21 protein-coding genes are annotated in these 25,271 nt (G+C 58.2%); 12 read left to right on the top strand and 9 right to left on the bottom strand.

Translation table 11 applies throughout. The features are described 5' to 3' along the window. Positions 1-8 precede the first annotated feature (8 nt). Entirely contained in the window at positions 9-812 is an 804-nt protein-coding gene (locus tag ABVF61_RS29910) for an ATP-binding cassette domain-containing protein (RefSeq protein WP_353997257.1), read from the top strand. Here the strand turns inward: ABVF61_RS29910 and ABVF61_RS29905 are convergent. The 5 genes from ABVF61_RS29905 to ABVF61_RS29885 form a co-directional block, all read right to left on the bottom strand. Continuing rightward, complete coding sequence (locus tag ABVF61_RS29905) at positions 809-3,190, bottom strand: HEAT repeat domain-containing protein (RefSeq protein WP_353997256.1); 2,382 nt, start codon at positions 3,188-3,190, stop codon at positions 809-811. The genes ABVF61_RS29910 and ABVF61_RS29905 overlap by 4 nt on opposite strands. Positions 3,191-3,281: 91 nt before the next feature. Continuing rightward, positions 3,282-5,957, bottom strand: coding sequence for an arsenate reductase (azurin) large subunit (locus ABVF61_RS29900; RefSeq protein WP_353997255.1), 2,676 nt, complete (start codon positions 5,955-5,957; stop codon positions 3,282-3,284). 11 nt (positions 5,958-5,968) lie between these two features. Further along, complete coding sequence (locus tag ABVF61_RS29895) at positions 5,969-6,565, bottom strand: arsenate reductase (azurin) small subunit (RefSeq protein WP_353997254.1); 597 nt, start codon at positions 6,563-6,565, stop codon at positions 5,969-5,971. 11 nt (positions 6,566-6,576) lie between these two features. Continuing rightward, positions 6,577-7,719: a cytochrome-c peroxidase gene (locus tag ABVF61_RS29890; protein WP_353997253.1), complete on the bottom strand. Its 1,143-nt coding sequence runs from the start codon at positions 7,717-7,719 to the stop codon at positions 6,577-6,579. Between the two features lie 12 nt (positions 7,720-7,731). Then, positions 7,732-8,805: a cytochrome-c peroxidase gene (locus tag ABVF61_RS29885; protein WP_353997252.1), complete on the bottom strand. Its 1,074-nt coding sequence runs from the start codon at positions 8,803-8,805 to the stop codon at positions 7,732-7,734. A gap of 280 nt (positions 8,806-9,085) precedes the next feature. Here ABVF61_RS29885 and ABVF61_RS29880 point away from each other — a divergent pair, with 280 nt between their 5' ends. From ABVF61_RS29880 to mog, 5 genes are read left to right on the top strand one after another with little or no spacing between them, the layout of a single operon-like run. Continuing rightward, positions 9,086-9,865 carry a Crp/Fnr family transcriptional regulator gene (locus tag ABVF61_RS29880; RefSeq protein ID WP_353997251.1) on the top strand — a complete coding sequence of 260 codons (780 nt, stop codon included), beginning with the start codon at positions 9,086-9,088 and terminating at the stop codon, positions 9,863-9,865. Between the two features lie 12 nt (positions 9,866-9,877). Continuing rightward, positions 9,878-10,444: a DUF2478 domain-containing protein gene (locus ABVF61_RS29875; RefSeq protein ID WP_353997250.1), complete on the top strand. Its 567-nt coding sequence runs from the start codon at positions 9,878-9,880 to the stop codon at positions 10,442-10,444. Then, positions 10,441-10,929: a plastocyanin/azurin family copper-binding protein gene (locus ABVF61_RS29870; protein ID WP_353997249.1), complete on the top strand. Its 489-nt coding sequence runs from the start codon at positions 10,441-10,443 to the stop codon at positions 10,927-10,929. Before ABVF61_RS29875 ends, ABVF61_RS29870 begins: the two co-directional genes overlap by 4 nt. Further along, positions 10,926-11,984: a GTP 3',8-cyclase MoaA gene (gene moaA, locus ABVF61_RS29865; protein WP_353997248.1), complete on the top strand. Its 1,059-nt coding sequence runs from the start codon at positions 10,926-10,928 to the stop codon at positions 11,982-11,984. Before ABVF61_RS29870 ends, moaA begins: the two co-directional genes overlap by 4 nt. 2 nt (positions 11,985-11,986) lie before the next feature. Next, a complete protein-coding gene (gene mog / locus ABVF61_RS29860; RefSeq protein WP_353997247.1) occupies positions 11,987-12,508 on the top strand; it encodes a molybdopterin adenylyltransferase in 522 nt (173 codons plus the stop codon). Positions 12,509-12,836: 328 nt separating this feature from the next. Here the strand turns inward: mog and ABVF61_RS29855 are convergent, their stop codons facing one another. The 4 genes from ABVF61_RS29855 to ABVF61_RS29840 form a co-directional block, all read right to left on the bottom strand. Beyond that, entirely contained in the window at positions 12,837-14,096 is a 1,260-nt protein-coding gene (locus ABVF61_RS29855) for a molybdopterin molybdotransferase MoeA (RefSeq protein WP_353997246.1), read from the bottom strand. Between the two features lie 112 nt (positions 14,097-14,208). After that, positions 14,209-15,378, bottom strand: a complete 1,170-nt coding sequence (locus ABVF61_RS29850; protein WP_353997245.1) for a mandelate racemase/muconate lactonizing enzyme family protein — start codon at positions 15,376-15,378, stop codon at positions 14,209-14,211. A gap of 182 nt (positions 15,379-15,560) precedes the next feature. Continuing rightward, positions 15,561-17,174: a GMC family oxidoreductase gene (locus tag ABVF61_RS29845; protein ID WP_353997244.1), complete on the bottom strand. Its 1,614-nt coding sequence runs from the start codon at positions 17,172-17,174 to the stop codon at positions 15,561-15,563. After that, the gene (locus ABVF61_RS29840) at positions 17,171-17,884 is read right to left on the bottom strand and encodes an FCD domain-containing protein (protein ID WP_353997243.1); all 714 of its coding nucleotides are present in this window, start codon (positions 17,882-17,884) and stop codon (positions 17,171-17,173) included. The genes ABVF61_RS29845 and ABVF61_RS29840 overlap by 4 nt, the downstream gene beginning before the upstream one ends. A gap of 190 nt (positions 17,885-18,074) precedes the next feature. On the opposite strand from ABVF61_RS29840, the gene ABVF61_RS29835 reads away from it, so the two are divergent. The 6 genes from ABVF61_RS29835 to ABVF61_RS29810 all read left to right on the top strand — a co-directional run bounded on the left by ABVF61_RS29835 (position 18,075) and on the right by ABVF61_RS29810 (position 25,270). After that, positions 18,075-19,580: an aldehyde dehydrogenase family protein gene (locus tag ABVF61_RS29835; RefSeq protein WP_353997242.1), complete on the top strand. Its 1,506-nt coding sequence runs from the start codon at positions 18,075-18,077 to the stop codon at positions 19,578-19,580. A 52-nt stretch (positions 19,581-19,632) separates the two neighbouring features. Further along, entirely contained in the window at positions 19,633-20,607 is a 975-nt protein-coding gene (locus tag ABVF61_RS29830; RefSeq protein ID WP_502950029.1) for an ABC transporter substrate-binding protein, read from the top strand. 62 nt (positions 20,608-20,669) lie between these two features. Beyond that, positions 20,670-22,190, top strand: a complete 1,521-nt coding sequence (locus ABVF61_RS29825; RefSeq protein WP_353997240.1) for a sugar ABC transporter ATP-binding protein — start codon at positions 20,670-20,672, stop codon at positions 22,188-22,190. Next, the gene (locus ABVF61_RS29820; RefSeq protein WP_353997239.1) at positions 22,187-23,170 is read left to right on the top strand and encodes an ABC transporter permease; all 984 of its coding nucleotides are present in this window, start codon (positions 22,187-22,189) and stop codon (positions 23,168-23,170) included. Before ABVF61_RS29825 ends, ABVF61_RS29820 begins: the two co-directional genes overlap by 4 nt. 28 nt (positions 23,171-23,198) lie before the next feature. Further along, entirely contained in the window at positions 23,199-24,176 is a 978-nt protein-coding gene (locus ABVF61_RS29815) for an ABC transporter permease (RefSeq protein ID WP_353997340.1), read from the top strand. After that, positions 24,173-25,270: a mandelate racemase/muconate lactonizing enzyme family protein gene (locus ABVF61_RS29810; protein WP_353997238.1), complete on the top strand. Its 1,098-nt coding sequence runs from the start codon at positions 24,173-24,175 to the stop codon at positions 25,268-25,270. Before ABVF61_RS29815 ends, ABVF61_RS29810 begins: the two co-directional genes overlap by 4 nt. The last annotated feature ends 1 nt before the right edge of the window (position 25,271 follow it).

Genomic DNA, 25,271 nt, shown 5'->3' with positions numbered 1-25,271 from the left:
ATGCCGCCGTGAGTGATCAGATTTACAAAGTGCAGGATCTGAAGGTCTCTTTTCCGGACCTTTCCAAAAAACCGCTGTTCGGCGCGGCCCCTCGCACGCAAGTGCTGAAAGGGCTGACATTCGATGTCGCAAGGGGTGATGTTCTGGGCATAGTCGGAGGTTCGGGCTCGGGCAAATCGACGCTTGGCCGCGCGATGATCCGCCTGCTTGAACCGGACAGCGGATCGATCCGTTTTGAAGAAACCGAAATTGCGCATCTGAGCGAAGACGACCTCCGGCCCTTGCGCAAACGTTTTCAGATGATCTTCCAGGACCCGATGTCCTCGCTCAATCCGCGCCGGCAGGTCGGCGGCATCATTGCAGGTCCTTTGCGCCTTCAGGGTTTCGACACCATCAAGGCTAGGGTCGGCGAAGCGCTCGAGATGGTCGGCTTGCCGAAGAGTTTCGAGACACGCTACCCGCACGAACTTTCCGGCGGCCAGCGGCAGCGCGTCGGCATTGCGCGCGCCATCGCTCTAAAACCGGATTTCATCCTGGCCGACGAGATCGTTTCAGGGCTTGATGTTTCCTCGCAAGCCCAGGTTCTCAATCTTCTGGAACAGTTGGTGCGCGAGCTTGGGCTCACGCTTGCCTTTGTCAGCCACGATCTGTCGGTGATCCGGCGCCTGTGCTCGCGCATTCTGGTGCTTCACCAGGGCGAGATTGTCGAAAACGCGCCGACTGCGGAGCTTTTCGACGATCCTCAGGCGGACTATACGCGGACGCTTCTTGATGCAATCCCGCTACCTGATCCGGATCAGGTCTGGGCTTAGTTTTTCGTTTGCGAACGACCGAGCGCGGCAAGGACCTGCAAAGCGATCTGACGGTTCACACCGCCCTCTGAACAAGCCTGATCGAGCTTTTCAAGAACCCGTTCCGTGAAAAAGCTTGGCCCTGTCCGGCCCAACAGCAGCGCCAACTCAGCCCAGAGTGCCCCGCTTTCGTCAAACGTGGCATCAACAAGACCGTCGATCATGCCCGGATCACCCTTGCGGCAAACGAACCCGAGCGCCGCGCGCCGTGTTTCCCGGTTTACCGATCGAAGGAAAGCCGGGATCCGCTCGGGGACGACGTTCCTTTTTTCAAATGAACAAAGTGCAGCAACGCGAACCGTGTTGTCTTCGTCCTCAAGCGCGTTTTCAAGGACAGGATGCGCGTGATCCGCCGGCGCGCATGACAGAAGATCAAGATACGCCGCCCGGGCAGGAGGGTGGTTTTCTGGCGGCATCTCGGACATCCGGGCCCACTCTGATAGCTCCAGCAAAACGCCTTTGCTGTGCCGATGCGACAGGGACGTCAGCGCCGCGGTCCGCAATTCATCATCGCGGGCTTCGAGAGCCTCAAGCAGGACGGAGGTAAACGCCGTGTGCGTCAGCTCACCAATGAGCCTGACCGCAATCCTGCGGATATCGATGGCGGTGTTCGGAGCAACGTCAGGCCGCACGCGCTTCTTTTTAAGTGTCGACTGCGCCAGCTCGAGAAACTTGAGGTCTTCATCCGACAGGTCGATCTTTTCTTCCTGAAACTGGGCCTGTTCCTCATCACCCTGAAGGATGGCGGCGAGTGTGCTTTGCGGAAAGGCGACAATCTCGGCAGTCTCTTCCTGCTCGATACCGTTCTCTACCGGTTCCGGCAGATCGTCGGTTTCTTCGGGCGTTCCTTCAAGCTCATCGGTGGCTTCAGGCTTCCGGTAGTCACTCAGCCTGACCGGCTCTTCGGTTTCTTCCTGCGGGACGATGTTACCTTCGCGGTCCAGCACAATGCGGTTTTTGCTTCCGCCGTCATCGTCGCGGGCGCGCGCGCCGAACTGCTTTTCCTCTTCGTTTTCATTGTCCTGGTCTTTGTTCTGTTCGCTGTCTTCAGGCGCCAGGTCTCCGCGTGCGGCCAGGAGCAGCATGGCGGCCGCATTGTCGGCGACTGATCCGTCGCCTTCGGAAAGATCAGCAAGCGACGCAAGCGCCGACAATCGAACTGACTGGCTCTTGGAGGTTATCCCGTCCGTGAGCGGTTCCAGCACTTCCGGCCGTGCAAAATTCGCGAGTGTCGATAAAACCGCACGCTGGATTTCGGGTTTGGAGTTGTGTTTTTGAATGTCGAGAAGCAGGTCAAGTGCGTCTTCATGTTCGCTTCGACCCAACACGGTCACGAGCGCACAGACGATTTCAACCGTCTCGCTTCTCACTGCCGACCGCAGGTGGGAAACCAGCTTCGCTGTCCGGCTGGCGTTCAACCGTTCCCCGTCAAGACGTGTGACGGCCGCAAGTCGAACCGACTTGTCCTCGTCGGCAAGAGCGAGACCGATCAGGTCATCGGTCCCGATCGTCGGAGACTTTGCCGCTGCGAAAGCCCTTATCTTCGCGGACGCGTCATCAATCATCTGCTGATCGTTCGGGTCCGCTCCACGTTCCAACAGTGTCTCAAGGGCTGCGAGCCTGACGTCCTCCTGTGCGTCCCGCGCCAGGGCTTCCAGTGCCTTCACGGCCATGGCGTCTTCGGACCCTCCCAGGGCCCGGGCGGCGCGTTCCCGCTGCCTTACATCCGGGCTTTGACCCGCATCTATGAGGGCCAGCAAACCCGGACGACCGAGCCCGGCGAACGCCTCCAGAACCTCACGCCAGACGTCCTGACCGAATTCATCATTTGCCGCTGACAGAAGCTCCTCGACCGCCTCTTCGATACCAAGCCTGCCTATGGTTCTGATGACTTCCTTCTGGACATCCAGCCAATCGTCCCAGTCGGCGACATCGTCTTCCCAGGCGACAGTATCTTCACACCTGTCCAGAACCAGCTTGCGCAACAATGGCTCTGCAAGATCACGGTCTTCCAGGCAAAGTCCTTGCAACGCCTCGACTTTCGCCTCGCTAACAGGGTCGTTCTCAAGGCTCCACAGGAAGTCCTTGCCGAGGTTCTTTTCTTCCAGCTTTACCAAGGCCTGCAAGGCATCGACGCGAACATCGGGATCGTCATTGCGCAATGCCTCCCGGAGCGCTTCGCGCGCTGATGCAAATGACCAAGCGCCAATCGCTTTGATGGCCAGGCATTGCTCGGCGGGACTTCCCGATCCTGCAATTTTCAGCAAGTTGTCCTGGATGTCCTGGTCCAGCGTGATCGTGTCGATAGCGTCTGGAACTGCTGAATAGTCTAGGGTCATGTCTGAAGAACCTGTTCCGTTTTCTTGCCGCAAAATTTAAGGCGGGAACATTGGTCCCCGCCTTGATCTTGATCAGTCTTTCCGTTCGCCCTTACGCAATATCGCGGCGGGCAAAGGACATGGAACGGTAACTGGTCTTATAGGGGGACGTGCCGATCTTGCGGATCCGGCCAACACCCATTTTGTAGTTGTAGTTACCGCTGATCCAGTCGACCACGCGTCCGGACAGAGCGTTCGCGGGCTGCGCCGTATGCAGGAAGTCCATATAGAGGAGCCCCTTCTTCACGGCGGGTGTCACGATGGCAACTGCCGTTATCGCGGCTTCTGTCAGCTCGATATGCCCGTGCTCCATCAGCTTGGTGAACTGGAAGTCGTCGCCTTCCACGCCGATGATCGTATCCTTTTGAACCGGGATCCGGTCGGAATAGAGCATGACGTAGTCACCGTTCTCTATGCCTCTGGCGGCAGCGTCGTCAGGATGGATCTCAACCCAGTTCTCCGGCCAGCGCTGAACGATGTAAGGACGGCGGCGGTCATCATAACCGGACTGCCAGCGTTCGTTGATGCGGCCTGAGGTGACCCACAACTCGTCGTCTTTCGGCTTCAACCATGCCCAGTAGTCGGAGAACAGGCTCCATGGAGACTTCTGGATGTTGCATTTGCCGGTCTGCGAGTTGAAGTGCGTCAACTTCTTGCCGAGGCGGTTGGCGCCGGACGGCCCGTCTGCGGGCAATTCACGTTGCGTGTCATGCAGACGCTTGGTGCCGACCAGCGTTCCGTCGTCCTGCAGAAGGACCGGACCCTGGATGCCGTTGGTACCGAATTCGGCGAACTTCTCGTGCAACGTCTTGCCTTCGCGCTGTGCGACGACCTTGACGTTGAAGAAGTCCTTGCGGCTTCCTCTTGAGAAGCGAGCCCCTTCCTCAAGCACCTCGTTGGAGTTTTTCCAATCGAAGCCCTTGTAGCCCATGGCTGTTGCCAGCTTGGCAATGATCCACCAGTCCGGTTTTGCTTCTCCCGGTGCATCGTAGAACTTCGGATAGAGCCGGAGGCGGCGCTCTCCGTTGGCGCGGGTGAAGGTATCCTCGCCCCAGCCTGCAGCCGGGAAGACTATGTCGGCATAACGGGCACCGATCGGATCGACCAGGTAGATGTCCTGGTTGACAACCACCATACCGCCGCTGTCGACGCGCCGTTTCAGCGTATCGATGATTTCCTGCTTGTCGAACGAGCTGATCTGATGCGGATTTTCCACGGTCAGCTCGTTGAACTTGGCCGCGAGCGACTGCGATCCGCACATGGACTGGATCCAGGTGTTGCCGATCACGTGAGCGAAGCGGGTGTGACCGGACATCAGATAGCGGTCGGTGTCCATCGCACGGCGACGGCGGCCCGGCAGCTTCTCAGGCGATTTGTTGCGCGGATATTTGCCACCACGCAGACCACCCCTCTGGTGACCACCGGCGCGGCCGATAACCTGACCCGGACGTCCACCGGCACCGACGATGATGCCGAGTGCGGATATCGCCTGGGTATTGCCCGTGTTGTTCGACCAGTAGAAGCCCTTCTCGATCATGACCGATGTTTTCGGACGCGAGCCGTCTTCTTTCGGCTTGGCCATCCATTCAGCGGCAGTGTAGATCTTCTGGACGTCGATCTGAGCGATCTCGGCAGCCGTTTCGGGAGCAAACTCGTCCTGAGACAGGAGCCATTCCTTCCAGTCCTCGAAGCCGGCCGTCTGGAACTTGCCCCAGGTGGTCCGCCACTGCCAGGGCGTGTTACGCGTACCCTGACCGAAGCCTGAAGAGCTTTCCCACTTGTTGTTGACCCATTTCTGGATCCAGTCGCTGTCTTCCCAGCCGTTTTCAACAATGACCCGGGCAATCGCATTGACGACCAGAAGATCGGTACCGGGCTGGATGTCCAGCCACATGCCGCCGTTCTTTTCCGCATAGGCAATGCCGCCGGTCTTGCGCGGCACCATGAAGATCGCTTTCTGACCGTTCTGAATGCCAGGCATCATCCAATCCGTGAACAGGATGGTCTTGGTTTCATAAGGATCAGTGCCGCAAACGAGCAGCGTTTCGGCGTCGCGCCAGTCTTCATAAGACGGGCCGAAATTGTCGAAGCCCGCATCCCGGAAACCGGGCGTTGATGTCACGTCGGACGGCGTGTCATGGAAGGTGAAGTTGGCCGTGTTGACGCTGTTCAAGGCATATTTCGTGATGGCGTAGGTGTTTTCCATGTAGCCGTACGAGAATGTCTTGACGCAGTAGGCATTTTCGCCATGCACCTTGATCACGTGCTTGCCGACCTCCGCCGCGATTTCCATCGCGAAGTCCCATGTAACCGGCATCAGGACGCCGAACATGCGGATCATCGGAGATTTCAGACGGTCACGCGTCGGGGTCTGAGGATTATAGACCTTCTGCGCCAGAGCGCCGCCGCGAATGGAGGAGTTGCCGAGCAGATTGACGTGTTCGGTGTCCTTGTCGGGGATGATGATAACGTGATGCGGCTCGCCGTCATGCAGAACCACATTGTATTGGTTCGGCGCAACCCAAGGGCCGAGCGGATCGACCGGGAAGTCGACACCGAACGCGTTTTCGTCCGCCTTCTCGCCACCGACTTTGCCGCCCTTGACGGGCCAGCGGTAGATCTTGTAGCCGCAAGCGACAATGCAGTAGTCGCACGCGGTCGAGATCACATCCGCGTCGACCGGCGGCAGTGGGATATTCGTCTCAGGGATATAATAGGGTGTGGACATGATCGCTCTCCTCAGCCCTTGAGATTGTCGTAGCGGCCATAGATCAGGCCGAACATGCCAACGGCGTAGATGTCATCTCCGTCGACTTCCAAAAGCACTTGAGGAAGGCTCTGGTAAGCTTGTCCGGAGATGAAGATGCCGTGACGTGTCAGATCGAACGTGGTCAGGTGCAGCGGGCATGGCCCAAGCACCTTGTCCTCGGATTTGTAGGTGCCCTGAAGCGGGCCGCCCTGGTGGGTGCAGGTGTAGTTGAACGCAACTACGTCCTTATCCGGGCCGATGCCGCCCCCGGCCTCGCGGCCGAGCTTGACCAGCATCGATTCCGAGTAGGCACCCTCGTCGGGATAGGTGAAGTCGAGAGGTTCGTCCTCCTTGAGCTCGGAAAGCTTGCCGATCAGCTTGCGTTCATAGGTCGAAACGACTGCAGGAACCTGGGCTGATGCGGGGCCGGCCTTCAGAGCAACCATGACCGTAAAGGTCGTGATGCCCGAAGTCAGCAGGAACTGGCGCCGGTTCATCAGGCAGCGCTTACCCGTCTTGGCGACGTCCTTGGGGCCGTTGATGGCTTCGATCAGGGCCGGATCGATCGGGTTTTGATGTTTCGTCATAATCCGTCTCCTTAGTTCGAAGCCGCCGGAAGAACGTCATAGTCGGGGAGTTCTGGCTCCTCCATCACGATGCGTTCGCCGGAGAGGCTTTCCAGGAAGGCCACGAGATCGGCCTTTTCGGCATCATCCAGCCCCAGTGGCTTGATGAGTTCGCTCTTGGTCTCGGCGAACTGGTTCTCGCCGCCACCCTGGTTGTAGAACTCGACCACGTCTTCAAGGGTCTCGATCATGCCGTTGTGCATGTAAGGCGCTGTGTACATTGTGTAGCGCAGCGACGGCACGCGGAACTTGCCGAGGTGGTTCTTGTCCTTGGCACGGAAGTAAGCACCCGGATCGTCCTTGTAGGTCCGGTACATCTCTTCCGTGGAGCCTTTTGCGTAAAGCTCGTAGCGGAATGTGATCTGAGCGAGCTCGTCGTCTTCCCAGCCATCGTAGGCCGGGACGCCAAGATTGTAGTACTTCTGGTTGCTCAGCAGCGCGCCGCTGTGGCACTGCGAGCACCCTGCCTTGCCGGTGAAGAGATCCAGACCGCGTTTTTGCGCATCGTCCAGAGCCGCATCGTCACCGCGCATATAGTTGTCGAAAGGCGTATCGGTTTGAACGAGCGTGCGTTCAAAGGCAGCAATTGCCATCCATGCATGGCTCAGGCGCGGGTATTCGGTTCCGAAGACATCCTTGAACCGCTCGCGATATTCGGGAATGAACGCGAGACGGGATTCCATCATGTCTGCTTCGCCGTTCCCGGCGACTGCACCCGTTGCGGCGGACTTGGCCTGCGCTTCCAACGACTTCGATGATCCCGCCCAGAACAGGTTGCCGTAGTAGGCCGAGTTGATGACCGTCTGGGAGTTCCGCCAGTGGACCGTTCCCGGATATCCGAGCGAAATCTTGTCCGGGAAATCCCAGCCGGCATCGGGCAGGTGGCAGGCCGAACATGGCATGGCGCCGTTGCCCGACAGGCGCGGATCAAAGAACAGCATCTTGCCGAGCTCGATCTTTTCCGGCGTTTGCGGGTTGTCGGCCGGGATCGGCGGGTCGCCGAGCGGCGCAAGTTCTGAAGGCCGGTCGGCAGCAATGGCTCCGGTGGCAATGGCAAGCACGGAAGCGCCTGCAAGTGCCCATGCGGAGACGGTTTTCTTCATGGCTTTTGACATGATCCTGTCTCCTCAGTTGGTCGCATTTTTCCAGTCGGGAACGACTTCGTAACCGTAGTCATCCTGTTCCCAGACGTAGGCGGGTTGGTTGTAGCTGTCGCCGGAAAGCGATTTCAGGAACTCGACAAGGTCAGCTTTCTCGCCCCGGGTCAGCTCCAGAGGTTTCAGGCGCGGATCCTTGTTGGGATCGTCGCCGCCGCCCTGATTGTAGAACTCGATAACGTCTTCCAGCGTCGCCAGCATGCCGTTGTGCATGTAGGGCGCGGTGTATGTCAGCTCGCGCAAGGTCGGTGTCATGAACGTGCGCTTGGAACCTTCCTTGTGATCGCGAACATAAGCGCCAAGGTCTTCGCGCTGGTTCATGTAGTTTTCGACACCCATGAACTTCGCGTAGGCGACATAAGTCTGATGCCGCAACGGATCGGTCCATATGTCCGGATTGTTGGGCACGCCAATGTTGTGCGGCAGGTCGTCGGTGAACCGGTCACCGGAGTGACAGGCGGTGCAGCCAGCCTTACCCTTGAAGTTCACGTAACCGCGTTTTGCGGCTTCGCTCATTTCGCCGGTGTCGAACGGTGCTCCCGCGGAGGCGATCGATTTCAGGAATTCCTGCAATGCCGAACGTGCGCCGCCGTTGGACGGCTCCCCTTTTCCAGCGGCCTTGAACATCTCGACATAGACCGGATCCTGCTTCAGACGCTCCTGCATCATCCGCATGTCCATGTTCATGATGTAGTCTTCCGTAATCATTTCACGGGAGACGTCGTTCAGGTTGGTTCCGAGACGACCATCATGCAGCCATGCGGCGCGCTGGCCGACATTGGAAAGGGTCGGCGTGTTCCGGAAACCCTCGGAACCGCTGTAGGCGGTCGACAGGGCTTGCCCGTCGGTAAAGGCGAGATCCGGCTGATGGCAGGATGAACAAGATAGATTGGTGTCACCGGACAGGCGCGCATCGTAGAAGAGACGCTTGCCGAGTTCGGCCAGCTCGGGATTGACCTCCATCGGCGTCACAGGACCCTGGTCGGCGGACCAGGCTGCCGTGGTGGCTAATAGCAGAGCTGCAAGACTTGCAGTAAGGCGCATAGGACCCTCCGTGGTGGAGGGGAGTATTAGGAAGCGGTCAGCCCTTTATCGGGTGATCGCGAAACTCCCCCATCACGGCGAGTATTCACTTGTTAAAACCAACATCATTGATTGCAATCAGTCCGCTGTATTTTTGAGTAATCCTACGTAGCAACGAGCGACATTTGCTATATTCATAAATTCGAAAATTCAAAATTATCAAACGTTTGCACTATTTGATTTTACTCAATTGGAGATGTCAGGACTGACCCTATAGTTTCCGCAACTTCGGGGGACACACATGCGAACCATGAACGGACTGCCAGTTGATGCTTGCGGTGATGATCAAGTCGCCGGCAATCTATGCAGCCTGGAACACAGCTGTGGTTTTCATTCGCAAAACTGTATCTGCGCGACGCTCCGCTCTACTTTCGGAATGGATCTTCCAAAAGGTGCGCACCGGTTCGCGCTTGCGACCGGACAGGAAATCGAACCCGATACGCTTCCCAATTCTCCGGTGATCGGCGTGTTGACCGGAGCCGTTGGCATCGTTGCCCATCTCAGCGACGGCAGACGCACCATAACGGGGCTCTTTTTACCAGGTGACTACATCAATCTCGCCTCTTTGAAACGCCAGTTCGACGGAACGATCACGGCACTTGCGCCAAGCGCTGTCCAGGTGATGGAACATCTGGTTTTCGAAAAGGTGCTGGACCGTTCAAACTCGGCAAGAGAGCACTTCATCGATCAGACAAACAACTTTCTGTTTCGGCTTCTCGACCACAGCAACGACCTGGCCAAGAAGACGCCGGTCGAACGCATTGCGGCATTTATCTTCGAGCTCAAAAACCGGATGCTACCGCGCAAGGATGATCAGTTCAACGCGATTTCCATACCGTTCGGACGTCGCGATATCGCTGACTATCTCGGCCTCCAACCGGAGACGGTAAGCCGCTGTTTCACCACGCTGACCCATGAGGGGGTCATCAGTCTTCCTGAGGCGGATCTCATCATGATTGAAGATGTCCGCCGTCTACGCCTGATCGCCAACGGAGGCCGGCCGCGCAAACGCGGAAACTGAAGAGGACAGCAAATGACCCAGGAAAAACCTCTCGCCGCAATCAGATACAGCCAGGGCATGGATGTGGACCCGGCATTCGATACATTTGTCGACAAGCTGCGAACGCTTGGCCTGAGGCCTGCAGGCTTCCTGCAACGACAGGAGCCGGACGGTCCCGGTTGTTGTCCGGTCTCACATCTGGAGGATCTGGCCAGCGGCACGAAAACACGGATAACCCAACCGCTCGGGTCGGGGTCGACCGGATGCAGACTTGATCCCGGTGCCCTTGCGAATGCTGCAGAATGCATCACGCGACAACTCGATAAGCGGCCTGACCTGCTTATTCTGAACCGTTTCGGGCGGGGCGAAGCCGAAGGCAGGGGCTTCCGCCCGGCGATCGAGCGCGCGGTCGACCTTGGAATACCCGTGCTGACGGCGGTCAAGGACCGCTACATACCTGCCTGGCAGGAATTCAGCGTCGATTTGGCAGAAGAATTGGCCGCCGATCCGGAACAAATGCTCGCCTGGTTGCTTCCGCAGCTTCGGCAGGTCCCAGATCCCCTGATGGCATTGGATGTGCTGCGAGGCACGACCCAATGAGTATGTTCCCGGTCAGAATGGCAACATCTGTCTTGGTATCATTCCTGCTTTTCGGAACAGCATTCGCGCAAACCGAAATTAAGAGCCAGGACATCGACCAAATCACCGATCCGGCAGCGGAAACCGTTCTCGACATGTTCAGGTTCGAACCGGATTTCGTCGCGCTCCCGCTCGGTGGACGCGTTACGTTCAACAACTCGCGCGGCCAACACACTGTGCACAGCGTGAAGGGACTAATCCCGGAAGGTGTTGAAGCCATATCCATCGCAAACACGGCCTCGGAAACACGAACGATGGATGTCCCAGGGCTCTATGTGCTCTCCTGCAAGGTTCACGGCCGCTACGGCATGGTGATGCTGATCGCCGTCGGTGAGCGGGGGACCTGGAAAAACCCGCCTGACAGCTGGACGAAAAAGATGTCTGGCAGAGGGGGCGAAAAACTCGATCTTCTTTTGACCAAACTCGACGAAACGATGCCCAGATGACGGTCGATCCGAAACACAAGACAAATGATGACTGCCGCAAGCGGGACCCTGAGCGGCAGAACAGGCTTCTCAGGGACCAGTTCGGCAGGACCGCAACTTATCTGCGCCTCTCAGTGACGGACCGATGCGACCTGCGCTGTACATACTGCATGGCGGAGAACATGACTTTTCTGCCGCGCAAGGATCTGTTGTCGTTGGAGGAGCTTTACCGGCTGACGACGATCTTCATGGAGCATGGCGTGCGCAAGATCCGCCTGACCGGTGGTGAACCGCTGGTTCGAAAAAACGTTATGAGCCTCTTTGAGAACCTGTCCCGGCACCTTGCAAATGGCGACCTGGACGAAGTAACCCTCACGACGAATGGCTCGCTCCTGTCGCGCTACGCCCGTGATCTTGCCCGTTTTGGCGTCAAACGTGTGAATGTCTCGCTCGACACTCTGGACGGTGACCGTTATCGGGCCATCACCCGATGGGGCTCGATTAACCGCGTGTTTGCGGGGCTCGACGCAGCACAGGATGCCGGGCTGCATGTCAAACTCAACGCCGTTGCGCAAAAAGGCGCGTTCGAAAAAGAGCTGAACGACCTGATCAGATTCGCTCACGGCCGGGGAATGGACCTGACGCTTATCGAAGAAATGCCGCTTGGCGGTGCCGCTTCCTGCAGACATTCCAGCTTCCTTTCACTCGCCGACCTGCGTCACAGACTTGAACAAGAATGGTCACTTGAGCCTCTTGCCGTGACAACAGGCGGCCCTGCGAAATATGTCCGGATCTCGGAGACCGGCGGTCGCCTCGGCTTCATCACCCCAATGTCCTGCGATTTTTGTTCCGACTGCAACAGGATCAGGCTGAGCTGCACAGGTGAACTCTACACCTGCATGGGACAGGAAGGCGGGCTGTCGCTGCGCGACGCGCTCCGGCAGTCGGATGGGAACGAAATCGTCGCCCAGCTCCTCCGCCAAAAGGTGTTCGAAAAACCCTCCGGGCACGATTTCCTGATTGAAGACCGCCAAGTTCGCGGCCTTACCCGCGCCATGTCGACACTTGGGGGCTAGACATGCGTATCACCATTCTAACCATTTCGGACCGCGCGAGCCGAGGGGACTATGAAGACCTCAGCGGTCCGGCAATTGAGAGCTGGCTTCGGCGCGCGGTCAATACACCCATGGAGATTGAGCGGCGGATCGTGGCCGACGGACGGGACATTGTGCGCGATGCCCTGATCGGGCTGTGCGACAATGATGAGGTCGGCATGATCCTCACGACCGGAGGCACCGGCCCCGCACCGCGCGATCTGACCCCTGAAGCCATGCAGGACGTTGTCGAAAAACCGCTTCCAGGCTTTGGCGAGTTGATGCGGCGCACGAGCCTTGACTACGTTCCAACGGCCATTCTGTCCCGTCAGGAAGCCGGTGTGCGTGGCAAGACCTTCATTTTGAACCTGCCTGGTTCCCCCTCGAGTATCGAGGTGTGTCTGAATGCGGTTTTCGCAGCCGTGCCATACTGCCTTGAACTGATTGGCGCCGGGTATCTGGATACGGATCCCAAAATCCTGAAATCGCACCGCCCCGGACGCTAGGGTACGGACCCATAAATGAGGCCGAAATGGTTTGAGGCGGCTTGCTTCTCATCAAGGCGCGAAAGCGCAGGAAATGTGCTTCATTTTAAAGCCTTTCGCAACGCGGAGGAGGAGCAAGCCGGTCAAATCCGAAGGACATGGAAATGGCTTCACCCCGTGGCGTCAGCGTGCTCGACCGGGCAGGAAGCCCGCTCCGCGCACCCCTCTTAACGGGATTTCGCCATTTCACATGCCATTTCAGTCTCATTTATGGGTGCGCACCCTAGGGCGACGTCTGAACTGCGACCGGAGCAAGCCTTGCTTCAATCAGGTTCTCCGGCCGAATACCTCACAAACCCATATCGGTGCGGAACGGGTAAAATTCCAGCCGACCGCCGGGTTCGACAAGGTCTTTGTCAGCACCGATTGCCCCCAGACCGTCCGCCTCGATGAGAGGCATCAGTCTCGCCGATCCTGCGCGGCCCGTTTTCTCCAAAAGTGGGAGACCTTCCTCACTCATGCCGACAATGTTGCATGGGAAGAATTCATGCCGTCCGGCACGGCGTTGCCAATGGAACGCAGCCTTGGCGGATATAACGCGGGGCGCGGGGCGCGAGGCCCCTGCCAATCCATCAAGGATTGGCCTGCCGACAAGCAGGAAATCGACGAAACACGCCAGCGGGTTGCCGGGCAAACCCAGATAGACGGCGGACCCTATCCTGCCCAGCGCGACCGGCTTGCCGGGCTTGATTGCCATGCGCCAGCTTTCAATGGTTCCTCCGGCCTCGATCACGGCGGGCTTCAGATGATCTTCCTCGCCTACCGAAACGCCGCCTGATGTTATGACGAGGTCATGGGCCTGCGCGGCATCTTTCAGCGTGCGGACAATCGCCTCGCGGTTGTCGGGGACGATACCAAGGTCCGTAACGGTTACATTGCCGGACGACAAAAGCGCGCGCAGCATCGGACGGTTGGTGTCGAAGATATGACCCGGCCCCATACCGACGCCGGTGTCCCGCAGTTCATTGCCGGTCGAAAAGATGGCGACCTTTATTTTCCTGACGACGCAAATGCTCGGATAGCCGCTTGCCGCCATCAGAGCAGTGTGCCGGGCATCAAGCCGGGTTCCTGCCCGCACCAGCGTGTCGGAGGCCCGAACATCCTCACCAACACGCCGAATATTGTCACCATCGGGCACATCGAAGCTGGGTGTCACGCTTCCGCCGGCAACGTCCGCGTGCTCCTGCATAACGACAGAACGTGTGCCCATGGGTGTTGGCGCGCCTGTCATGATCCGCATGGCTTCGCCATCTGCAATGGCTTCCTTTGAACAGTCACCGGCGATCCTGCGTCCGACGATGCGGAAGGATTTTTGACCGCTACCGCCAAGAGCATAGCCATCAACGGCGGAGTGTTCGTGGATCGGCAGAGAAAAAAGGGAAATCGTGTCGCCGGCGCTCACACGCCCGGTCGCCTCAGGAAGCTGCACATTTTCCGTTTCATCAATTGCGGAACACAGGTCCAGCGCCCGTGCGACTGTTTCTTCTATGGTCGACAGTCCGCTTTCAGCAGTGTTGCTGCAGCAATCTAAACTGGAATCCGTTTCCATCTTATCCAACCCCGGGAAGCCATCACGCCCGAAACAAGCGATGAGGCAGGGTAGGACATTCGTTGGCTAAAGCGCTTGATTTCAATCAACTTCGCAGAGGAACGTCGCTGGATTAAAGATCAAGTTCATAGTGCCTGATAAAGTCCGCGTCAGGCACCACACCGTGCCCGGAACCGGCCGGGATGGTGACATAGCCGCCGGATGACTTGACCTGGCCCTGAATATCGAGCGGCTCCTGCAACAGATCATCCCGGAACTTGTTGTCCGTCGTATCGAACTCCAGCATCGGTTCCCACGGATGAAGCCCGCCCGGTATCGCCGGCATCGCCGCCAAAAGCTGGATATTGGTGGCAACTGCGATGGCGGATCCCCAGACGTGATTGATCACGGGCGTGAAGTGGGCGTGGCAGAGCGCAAGAACGCGCAGATATTCGCTGACCCCACCGAGAGCACAGACTTCCGGCTGGGCGATGTCCAAGCCTCTGTTTTCCAGAATTTGCCGCCAGCCCCAGCGATTGAACTCCGCCTCGCCACCGGAAATGTTGACCTTGAGACCGGCCCGCAGCTCGCGGTATCCGTCGAGGTCTTCCGGCGCAACGGGTTCCTCGAACCAATAGGCGCCGAGCTCGTCCAGCGCACGGCCAACGTAGAAGGCATCCGACGTTGTGTAGCAGTGATTGGCGTCGACCATGAACTTGCCCCGGCCCTCGACCGTTTCGGCGACGGCCCGGCTTAGCCGGACATCGTCCCTTGGTCCGAGACCGGTTTTCAGTTTGGTGCCTACAAAGCCCATTTCCATGATCTGATCGGCTTCGGCTTTGAACCGCGCGACATGATCCTCGACGCTCTCGCGCTTCAGCATCATACCGTAGCCATAGACAGGTATGCGCGTACGGTGTGCACCGCCGATCAGCTTGTGCAGTGGAAGACCGGCGACCTTGCCGGCAATATCCCACAGCGCAATGTCGACGCCGGACAGCGCCTGAAGAGGCATGCCCTTCTGGCCGTGATCCCGCATCAGATTGTAGACCCGATGCCAGAGAACGTCGCGATCCATCGGGTCACTTCCAAGGATCATCGGCTGAATCACTTTTTCGACGATAGCCTTGTTGGCAATCGCAATGTTACCCGGACCGAAGCACTCCCCCCAACCGGTGATCCCCTCATCAGTATTCACTTCAACAAGGTGAGCCGTACGTTTTTCGTAATACTGCTGCGAATAACCCAGCTCTCCGGGAAGGTCGTATTGCAACACATGGCTTTTGACGCTGGTTATTTTCATGAAATGAGTCCTCAAGAGCCCGGCACCCTGCACCCTGCACCCTGGATGTCTGCACCTATGAGCGGGTTAAGTGCAACACATGAGTCCCAGTCACGCATGAGTTTTGTTTAGTGAGCCGTTTCGCCAGAGGTTGCGAACACCAGATTTGAACAGACATGCCGCTCACACGGACAGGCCATTTTCTACTGAAGAATGAACTCCGCGCATCGCGATCCGAGCATCATGGCAGGTGCGTTCGTATTGCCAGCGTTGATGTCGGGAACTGCGGACATGTCGCAGACGCGCAGATTGTCCACGCCGCGCACACGCAATCTTCCGTCAAGAACCGCCATGGCATCACCGTCGGCACCCATGCGCGCTGTGCCAGCCGGGTGATAATTCGTTTTGACGAACCGTTTGCAATGGCTTCGCAAGTCTTCGTCGGAACACTTTCGAGGGTCCGGAATTGCGATCTTCTCGAGTTTCGACGCAATGGGATCGGACTGAAGCGCATCCAGAAAGAAGCGCTGCCCGGCCATCATTTCCTGCATGTCCTCTTCCTCCTTCAAGAGATTCGGACACACGATCGGCATGTCTGCAGGCTCGGCGGACGCGAGCCGGACCTCTCCGCGGGATTTCGGCTTCACAACCACGGTCGTTACAGTTACGCCGTACCCGTCTTTCAATTCGGACTGGGCATCCCGGTCCAGGTAAACTATCGGCACGCAGAATGCCTGGATCGTCGGATCTTCCTCACGATTGCGCGGATTGACGAACGCGCCAGCCTCGACACCAGCCGAGGTGATGCGGCCGCTGCCGAAAATCTTGAACTGGAGGCCATTCAGCAGCATCCGCCAGCCCTCGCCCTGCCGGTAGTAACCGTGCGGACCATTGGCATAGGCAGTGATCGGCACTTCGGGATGGTCGATCAGGTTTTGCCCAACCCCAGGAAGTTCGCTTTCAACCGGTATCCCGAATTCGCTCAGATGATCTGCCGGACCGACACCGGACAGCATGAGAATTTTTGGCGTGACCAGGGCGCCTGCGGCCAGAATGACTTCGCCAGACGTGTGCACGGTGTGCGTGCCGGAGGCATCGCTGTAACGGACGCCGACAGCGCGGCCGTTTTCAATCAGGACCTTTTCCACTGACGCCTGCAGTTTCACGGTAAGCCTTGGATCGCCGCGAAGCGGTTCCAGAAACGCGTAGGCAGTTGAGCTTCTGCGGCCGTTCCTGTTCGTGAACTGGTAAAAGCCGACACCGCGCTGCGACGGTCCATTGAAGTCCGTATTATAAGGTTCGCCGACCGCCTGAACCGACTGAACGAACCAGCGCGACACCGTATCGACATAGCCGGGATCGGAAACCTTCACTTCGCCGTCGGTGCCGTGGAGATCACCCGCCAACCGGTTGTTGGCCTCCATTCCCCTGAAATGCGGCAAGACGTCCGACCAGCCCCAGCCGGGATTGTCGTTGTTCCCGCTCAAGACGTCGTTCCAGGCATCGTAGTCTGCAGGACGTCCGCGCATATAGACCTGTGCGTTCACCGAAGAACCGCCGCCCAAAACATTGCCTTGCGGAATATCGTGCACTCGGCCTTCCAGATGCGGCTGCGGCGTTGTCTTGTGGTACCGCATGTATTTGGAACCATTGATCATCTTGAAGATGCCGGGCGGCATATCAAGCAACGGATGTTTGTGCGAAAAACCTGCTTCCAACAGTAGGACGCGCGCATTGCCCTGCGTGACAAGCCGGGACGCGGCAACCGCGCCGCCCGAGCCTCCGCCGACGACGATGAAGTCGTAATCCGCAGTCATTCGTCGCCCCAGTCGAAGGTGACGCGGACAAATTCCCACGCTGCTTTCAAGTGGTTGGTCAGAGCTTCTTCGGCGGCAACCGGATCGCGCTCCAAAATGGCATCCAGGATCGCCTTGTGCGCAAGGTAGTTCACCTCGTTGCGTTCCGGTGAGCGCAGCATGCGGTCCCATTGGGGCGCCAACCAGGACGTATAGCCTTCGTGCATCGTCGGGAAGATCGGGTTTCTCGGAATGCGATACAGCACACCGTGGAACGCGACATCCGTCCGATAGAACTCCTGGGAGTCCGGAATGGCCTGCCGGTTGTCTTCCAGGGCCGTTTTCAGATTGACGATATCTTCCTTGCGCGCTGCCACTGCAGCTTCGCGCACCAGTGCACGCTCAAGGAAGACGCGGCTGTCGTAAAGGTTCTTAATGCCGGAGCGCTCGGTCAGAAGATGCTGAACGACATTGCCGCACGCGTGCAGCACAGTGGCATAATCCGGTTTGCGGACGATCGGCCGGAACCGCGGGCGTGTTTCTATGAGCCCTCTGCTGGACAGCTTGGAGATCGCCTCACGGATAACGGTGCGGCTTGCGCCAAACTGTTCCATCAGCTCCCGCTCGGCCGGCAGAGGCGCCTGGTTTTCCAGTTCACCGGAAACAATTTTCGCTTCCAGCATTGCAACCACACTGTCTGCCGCGCGACCCGTATCGTTCCCGATGTCCATGAGGCATCAACACTCCCGTGTCACTGTTTTCATCTATTTTGGTATGACATAAATTTTGTTTTCGTAAAGCGATTTTTTCCAAACATTCAACCGAAACCCTCAAATATCTCTTGTTTTTCATATGTTTATTATTTTTAAGAACCATTTTTCTAATTTAAGATTGACTTTGGTCTCGATTGGCAACTTACTTGTGACAGTTTGGTCATACCAAAGGCAATTCATCCTCGTGTTCGACATTACCCTCAGTTCCGATATGCCCACGGCCGCCGGGATGTTCATCAATGGCCAGTGGGTAGAACGCGGCCAGGCGAACGCTCTCGAAGTCGAGAACCCAGCGAACGAAAGCGTTGTCGCGACAATCCCGGACGGAAACGCTGAAGACGCGGGCGAAGCGCTCGCTTCAGCAAGAAAGGCCTATCCGGTTTGGTCAGCAATGCCGCCTGTCGAACGCGGCCGACTTGTCGCCGCGCTTGCCGATCAGGTCGCGGCACAAAAACAGCACCTGGCACGCCTTGTCACTCAGGAACAGGGCAAGCCGCTGAGCCATGCGCTTCAGGAGATTGATGCCGGCATAACCTTCTTGAGATACGCGGCCGAAAATGCGCGCAGGATCGAAGGCGATATCGTCGCGTCGGACAATCGATCGGAAGAGATCCATATCAGACGTCATCCTTACGGCGTCGTCGTTGGTCTGACTGCCTGGAATTATCCCTTTGCCCTGGCAGCGCGAAAGCTCGGACCTGCGCTGGTCGCCGGAAACACATTCGTCCTGCTCTCACACGAAGCAACACCGCTGTCGGGGCTCGCGCTTGCAAGATTGAGCGAGAAAGCCGGATTTCCGGCAGGTGTATTCAACGTGATCACTGGTCGAGGACGCGTCGTCGGGGAAGCCCTCGTCCAGAGTTCGCTCTCCGATCTCGTCACGATGACCGGAAGCACGCGCGCGGGTCGCGAGATCTACAGATCCGGCGCAGAAGACATCAAGGTCATTCGCCTCGAACTTGGAGGCAAGGCACCCTTCCTTGTCATGGAAGATGCTGACATCGACAGTGCGGTCTCGGCGGCAGTCGCGGCCCGCTACACCAACTGCGGACAGATCTGCACCTGCAACGAACGCATGTATCTGCACAGCGCGATTGCAGACGAGTTTCTTGAAAAATTCGTCGTCGCGTCCAAAGCGCTGACGATCGGCGACCCGCTCTCCAATGTCGACCTTGGCCCAAAGGTCAGCCGCGTGGAGCGGGACAAGGTTGCCGACATCGTCGCCCAAAGCATTTCGTCCGGCGCTGACGTCCTTCTTGCGGGCGGCATTCTGGAGGAAGGCCCCTTTTCGAAAGGACACTGGCTCGCACCCACCGTTCTGGAAGCAACGCGAAACGACAATCCTGCCGTCCAGGATGAGGTCTTCGGGCCCGTGGCAACGGCTGTCAGGGTCGACGATTTCGACATGGCGATCGCATACGCCAACGACACACCATTTGGGCTGTCTGCATACCTTTTCACCCGCGACTACAAGCGTCTGGCCGAAGCACCCTACCGCCTGAAATTTGGCGAACTGTACCTCAACCGGTCCAACGGCGAGGCGGTGCAGGGGTTCCACACCGGCTGGGGCCTTTCCGGGCTTGGAGGAGAAGACGGCCGTTACGGCTTCGACGGCTATCTGCGCAAGCAGACCGCCTACCTGAATTGGGGTTAGAGCCTCAAGTTCTCGCGGCCGGGGGGATTCTGGTCGCACCAAAGTGGAGGAAATGATGAAACGTACTCTCTTGCTTGCTACTGCGATAGCTTTTGGCGCAGTGACTTCAATCGCTTCGGCTGCCGGGCTGCCGCCGCTTGAGCAGAAAGACCGCTACAAGGTCGGCTTTGCGCAGATGGAATCCAACAATCCGTGGCGGATCGCAGAAACCAAATCCTTTCACGATACGGCCGAGAGCTGTGGCTGGGACCTGATCGCGACGGATGCGGCCGGTTCTGCGGCCAAGCAGGTCGCTGATGTCGACAGCATGATCGCTCAAGGCATTGATGTCCTGTTCCTGCCGCCGCGCGAAGAAAAACCGCTCATTCCTGCAGTGAAAAAAGCGAAGGCAGCAGGCATACCGACATTCCTGGTTGACCGCTCCGTCGATCCGAATGCCGCCAAGCCGGGCGAAGACTTCGTGGCCTTCCTCGGGTCCGATTTCATCGATCAGGGCCGACGCGTTGCAGAGTGGACCATCGAAAACTTCAAGGGTGACAAGGGTATCATTGTCGAACTGGAAGGAACAACGGGCTCATCGCCGGCAAATGACCGCAAGAAAGGGTTCGATGACCGCATCCTGCAGGACGACCGCTTTGAGATCGTTGCCTCGCAGTCCGGCGACTTTGCCCGCGATCTCGGCCGCCAGGTCATGGAAACGCTGCTGCAGGCGCACCCCGACGTCAACATCGTCTATGCCCACAACGATGAAATGGCGATCGGTGCCATCCAGGCGCTTGAACTGGCCGGACGCAAGCCGGGCGAAGACGTTCTGATCGTCTCGATCGACGGTACACGGGACGCGCTTCAGGCGATCATCGACGGAAAAATGGGTGTGACTGTCGAAAGCTCGCCGTTCTTCGGACCGCTCGCCTGCGAAACGATGAAACGGTATGCAGCCGGTGAAACCATCGAGCATTGGGTACAGGTTAAAGACCGGATCTTCACCCAAGCAAATGCTCCAGAGCATATCGACGAAGCTTATTGATCCCATCGGCCGGAAGGGATCCCCCTTCCGGCTCTTTTTCTTTCGTGCTGACAGGAGCCGATATGGCACCTCTGCTCACCATGACCGGGATCAAGAAGCATTTCGGCGGCGTTCCGGCGCTGCGAAACGCATCTCTTGAGATCGAACCCGGCGAAGTTCATGCACTCATTGGCCAAAACGGCGCGGGCAAATCGACGCTGATCAAGATCCTCACAGGGCTTTATCGCCGGGACGAGGGCGAGGTCACATTCGCTGGTGCCCCCAGCCATTTGTCGTCGCCGCGTGAGGCGCAAAACGCCGGAATCGCAACAATCTACCAGGAACTGAACCTCGTTCCGCTGCGTTCCGTCAGCGAGAATGTCGTGATGGGCCAGGAACCGAAATCCTTCGGTTTCATGATCAACTGGCCGGAAGCGCACAGGCGCACCCGCGAAATTCTCTCCCGCTTCGGCATTGAAATCGACGTCACCGCGCCGCTCGGCAGCTATTCCACCGCGATCCAGCAACTGGTGGCGATCGCGCGCGCCGTATCCATGGACGCCAAGCTTGTCATCATGGATGAACCGACCTCGTCACTGGACAGTTCCGAGGTCGAAATCCTGTTCGGCGTCGTCAGGGAACTCAAATCATCCGGCGTTTCCGTACTTTATGTGTCGCATTTTCTCGACGAACTGTTCCAGATCTGCGACCGCGTGACCATCATGCGCGACGGGCAGACGGTTGGCTGCCGACAAATCGCCGATACGTCAAAGCTGGACCTGATCGCAGCCATGCTCGGCCGCAACGCCGAAGAAATCGAGGCGGAAGGCCTGACCGAGCTGGCAGGCGGCAGTGCGGCCTTCGACGAAGTCGTGCTTGATGTCGACAAAGTCGCCACGGGCCCAAGGTTGTCGGACTTTTCAATGTCTCTCCACCGAGGTGAAATTGTCGGTCTTGGCGGCCTGCTCGGGTCAGGCCGCACCGAAGCGGCAAGAAGCATTTTTGGACTGGATCCCCTAGCCTCCGGAACCATCAGGCTGAAGGGCAAGGAGTTCAAGCCGGCAGAACCTTCCGAAGCAATCCGCGCCAGGATCGGTTTCCTGACAGAAGACCGGAAGGCAGAGGGCATCGTTCCGGACATGTCCGTCCGGGAAAACCTGACGCTCGCGCTCCTGCCCAGCCTTCGGCGGAACGGGCAGATCGACCGGGAACGCGAAAAGGAGCTCGTCGACGCGTTCATCCGAAAACTCGGCATCAAGACGTCACACATGGATCAACCCATTCGTGAGCTTTCCGGCGGCAATCAGCAGAAGGTCCTGCTCGCCCGCTGGTTGGCCACCAAGCCCGACATCCTGATCCTCGATGAACCCACGCGTGGCGTCGATGTCGGTGCTAAGCGCGAAATCCAGGCAATCATCCGGACCTTCGTCGACGAGGGCCACGCTGTCATCCTGATCAGCTCGGAATTCGAAGAGCTGGTGGAAGGTGCCAACCGCATCGTCGTGATGCATGAAGGCAAGGCAGTTTCAGAGCTGACCAATCCGGGCATTACCGAAAATGCCCTGGTCAGAGCGCTTGCCCATCACGAGGATGCAACGACATGACCAGTGTGACATCGGAAGAGACCATGCGCACAGATTATACGTCCCGCCTGAAAGACCACGGAGGCCTGATCGCACTGGCGGTCATTCTGGTCTTCAACATCATCGTGACGCCGAACTTTCTCCAGACCCAGACGCTCGCGGTCAATATTTCCCAGGTCGCGACAATCGCGATTGTCGCGATGGGCATGACACTGGTGATCGCGACGGGCGGCATCGACCTGTCCGTCGGCGCGGTGATGGCCCTCTCGGGTGCCCTGGCGCCCTTGATCTTCCTGTCCGATTTCGGGCAGGCCTATCCGGTCCTCGGGCTGATCGCAGCGCTATTGTTTCCGCTGGCAGCTGCTCTGGTATGCGGCCTGTTCAACGGCATCATCGTGTCGGTCCTCAAGGTGCAGCCCATCATCGCGACGCTCATCCTGTTCATTTCAGGCAGAGGCATCGCGCAGGTCCTCACCAACGGAAATCTTCAGACCTTCTCCAATCCCGAATTCAGCTATCTGGGAACCGGCAAGATCCTCGGGTTTCCTTTCCAGGGGTGGTTGGCCCTGGCGATCGCCTGCCTGCTGTTCTGGGTGGTGAACCGGACAATCTTCGGCCGATACCTTCTGGCGATCGGCGGCAACGAGCGGGCCGCAAGGCTCGCCGGCGGTCCGGTGCGCCGCGTCAAGATCGGTGCCTATGTCATCTGTTCCGTTCTCTCAGGTCTCGCCGGCCTGATCGTCGTTGCCATCAATTCCGCCTCGGATGCGGCCCGGAACGGCAATCTCATGGAGCTTGACGCAATTGCAGCAGCCGTCGTCGGTGGTGCGCTGCTACAGGGCGGAAAAGCACCGATATTCGGGGCTATCCTCGGCGCCGTCATCATCCAGCTGGTCAAATACACTTTGCTGGCCAACGGCGTCGAAGACGAGGTCGCGCTCATCGCCAAGGCCGCGATCATCCTGGCTGCCGTTTACATCCAGCAAGCGCGAAAGGAATAAGACCGTGCTTGATCAAAACGCTTTTGACATGCGCAAATACATCTCGCGCAACCCGCAATCGGTAGCGGTGTGGATCGCGCTGTTCGTGCTGATCGCCTTCGGACTGTTGCGCTACGACAATTTCGGCAGTGCCTACAACATCACGTCCTTCCTGAACTACAACGCGATGTTCATCGCGATTTCCGTCGGTATGTGTTTTGTCATCCTGACTGGCGGCATCGACCTGTCCGTCGGGTCCGTTGCCGCCTTCACCTCGGTCGTTGCGGCCTATCTCAGTCCCTATGGGATCGAGGTGGCCATGCCGCTTGCCATTCTCTCGGGCGTCGCGTTTGGCCTTTTCAATGCGGTCTGCATCGTCTTCGGCAGGATCCCACCCTTTATCGCGACACTCGCGACGATGCTGGGTGCAAAGGGTGGCTCGCTCGTCATTTCCGGAGCCCAAACGATTGCCGTCGACTGGGGATCGAACTTCACCCAGCTTGGCATGGAAAAGGCCCTGGGGATCGTGCCCTGGACAATCGTGATCGTCGGCATTCTGGTCATCGGCCTCTGGATTGTCCTGGAAATGACCAGTCTCGGCCGGACGATCCTGGCCGTCGGCGGCGGCGAAGACGCTTCCGTCATGATGGGGCTCAAGGTCAATCGTGCCAAGATCTTTGCCTACGCGCTTTCCGGTGGCTGCGCCGGGCTTGCGGGCGTTTTCCTGGCGTCCGGGTTCGGCGCCGGACAACCGCTTGAAGGCGTCGGCTGGGAGCTTTCGGCCATCGCGTCGGTCGTGGTCGGCGGAACGCTCCTCACCGGAGGACTCGGTTCGATCCCCGCAACCGTTGCCGGAGCCCTTCTGCTGGGTCTCGTGTTCAACATCCTGAACTTTGAAAACGGCAAGGGCTGGATCAGCTTCAGCGCCTATTGGCAAATGGTGATAAGGGGCGCCTTCCTGTTCGCCGTGATCCTCTTCCAGACGCGGGTCATGAACCGTCAGTCGAATGTGGAGTTCGCCAAATGACCGCGATCAAGGAGATCCGCACGAAACTGTTCCATGTGCCCCTGGCGGAGGTCCTTGTCGATGCCAAACATGGCGATCACACGCTCTTCGAACTGGTGACGGTAACTGTTGTGCTCACCGACGGAACAGAGGGGACGGGTTACACGTATACGGGCGGCAAGGGCGGACATGCGATTGCCGCCATGGTTCACAACGACCTGGCCCCGTTTTTGTTGGGCCAGGACGCAAGCGCCGTCGAAGACCTTTATGACGGCATGCAGTGGCATATTCACTATGTCGGCCGCGGCGGTATTGCGTCCTTCGCGATTTCGGCTGTCGACATTGCGCTGTGGGATATCCGAGGCAAGAAACGCGGCTGGCCGCTCTGGAAACTGGCCGGTGGCGCCGACAATCGGTGTAAGGCCTATTGCGGAGGGATCGACCTCAATTTTCCGTTGCCCAAGCTTCTCGACAGCATTCAAGGATATCTCAACCGCGGGTTCAACGGCGTCAAGATCAAGATAGGCCAGCCGACCCTTGAGGAAGACCTCTTAAGGATTGCGGCGGTGAGGGAACTCATCGGTCCGGAGATTGCCTTTATGGTCGACGCGAATTATTCCATGTCTGTAGACGAAGCGATCAACGCGGCACGCGCGTTCGCGCCGTACGATATTCTCTGGTTCGAGGAGCCGACCATTCCGGACGACTACATAGGATATGGCAAGATCGCGGACGCAACGGGTTGCCCGCTTGCAATGGGTGAAAATCTGCACACGATCCATGAATTCGAATACGCATTCAGGGATGCCAAACTCAGTTTCATCCAGCCGGACGCCTCCAACTGCGGCGGCGTGACAGGCTTTCTGCAGGTTGCCGATCTGTCACGTCAGCACAATCTGCCGATCTGTAGTCACGGCATGCAGGAGCTTCATGTCAGTCTGGTATCCGGACAAGTGAATGCAGGCTGGATCGAGGTCCATTCCTTCCCGATCGATCAATATACGAAGCAGCCGCTCAAGGTAGAAAACCATCTTGCGGTTGCCCCGGAGACACCGGGTACCGGGGTCGTCTTCGATTGGGCGCTTCTTGAACCCCACAAAATCCTTACCCACTAGA

The sequence above is a fragment of the Roseibium sp. HPY-6 genome, from assembly GCF_040530035.1.
Classification (GTDB): Bacteria; Pseudomonadota; Alphaproteobacteria; order Rhizobiales; family Stappiaceae; genus Roseibium.
The sequence above is the reverse complement of the archived record's forward strand: the minus strand, read 5'-3'. Positions and strand labels throughout refer to the sequence as shown.

Excerpts from the sequence above, each read along its gene's own strand:
- ABVF61_RS29905 (WP_353997256.1), bottom strand. The coding sequence starts at position 3,190 with ATGACCCTAGACTATTCAGCAGTTCCAGACGCTATCGACACGATCACG.
- ABVF61_RS29900 (WP_353997255.1), bottom strand. The coding sequence starts at position 5,957 with ATGTCCACACCCTATTATATCCCTGAGACGAATATCCCACTGCCGCCG.
- ABVF61_RS29895 (WP_353997254.1), bottom strand. The coding sequence starts at position 6,565 with ATGACGAAACATCAAAACCCGATCGATCCGGCCCTGATCGAAGCCATC.
- ABVF61_RS29890 (WP_353997253.1), bottom strand. The coding sequence starts at position 7,719 with ATGTCAAAAGCCATGAAGAAAACCGTCTCCGCATGGGCACTTGCAGGC.
- ABVF61_RS29885 (WP_353997252.1), bottom strand. The coding sequence starts at position 8,805 with ATGCGCCTTACTGCAAGTCTTGCAGCTCTGCTATTAGCCACCACGGCA.
- ABVF61_RS29880 (WP_353997251.1), top strand. The coding sequence starts at position 9,086 with ATGCGAACCATGAACGGACTGCCAGTTGATGCTTGCGGTGATGATCAA.
- ABVF61_RS29875 (WP_353997250.1), top strand. The coding sequence starts at position 9,878 with ATGACCCAGGAAAAACCTCTCGCCGCAATCAGATACAGCCAGGGCATG.
- ABVF61_RS29870 (WP_353997249.1), top strand. The coding sequence starts at position 10,441 with ATGAGTATGTTCCCGGTCAGAATGGCAACATCTGTCTTGGTATCATTC.
- moaA (WP_353997248.1), top strand. The coding sequence starts at position 10,926 with ATGACGGTCGATCCGAAACACAAGACAAATGATGACTGCCGCAAGCGG.
- mog (WP_353997247.1), top strand. The coding sequence starts at position 11,987 with ATGCGTATCACCATTCTAACCATTTCGGACCGCGCGAGCCGAGGGGAC.
- ABVF61_RS29855 (WP_353997246.1), bottom strand. The coding sequence starts at position 14,096 with ATGGAAACGGATTCCAGTTTAGATTGCTGCAGCAACACTGCTGAAAGC.
- ABVF61_RS29850 (WP_353997245.1), bottom strand. The coding sequence starts at position 15,378 with ATGAAAATAACCAGCGTCAAAAGCCATGTGTTGCAATACGACCTTCCC.
- ABVF61_RS29845 (WP_353997244.1), bottom strand. The coding sequence starts at position 17,174 with ATGACTGCGGATTACGACTTCATCGTCGTCGGCGGAGGCTCGGGCGGC.
- ABVF61_RS29840 (WP_353997243.1), bottom strand. The coding sequence starts at position 17,884 with ATGGACATCGGGAACGATACGGGTCGCGCGGCAGACAGTGTGGTTGCA.
- ABVF61_RS29830 (WP_502950029.1), top strand. The coding sequence starts at position 19,633 with ATGATGAAACGTACTCTCTTGCTTGCTACTGCGATAGCTTTTGGCGCA.
- ABVF61_RS29825 (WP_353997240.1), top strand. The coding sequence starts at position 20,670 with ATGGCACCTCTGCTCACCATGACCGGGATCAAGAAGCATTTCGGCGGC.
- ABVF61_RS29820 (WP_353997239.1), top strand. The coding sequence starts at position 22,187 with ATGACCAGTGTGACATCGGAAGAGACCATGCGCACAGATTATACGTCC.
- ABVF61_RS29815 (WP_353997340.1), top strand. The coding sequence starts at position 23,199 with ATGCGCAAATACATCTCGCGCAACCCGCAATCGGTAGCGGTGTGGATC.
- ABVF61_RS29810 (WP_353997238.1), top strand. The coding sequence starts at position 24,173 with ATGACCGCGATCAAGGAGATCCGCACGAAACTGTTCCATGTGCCCCTG.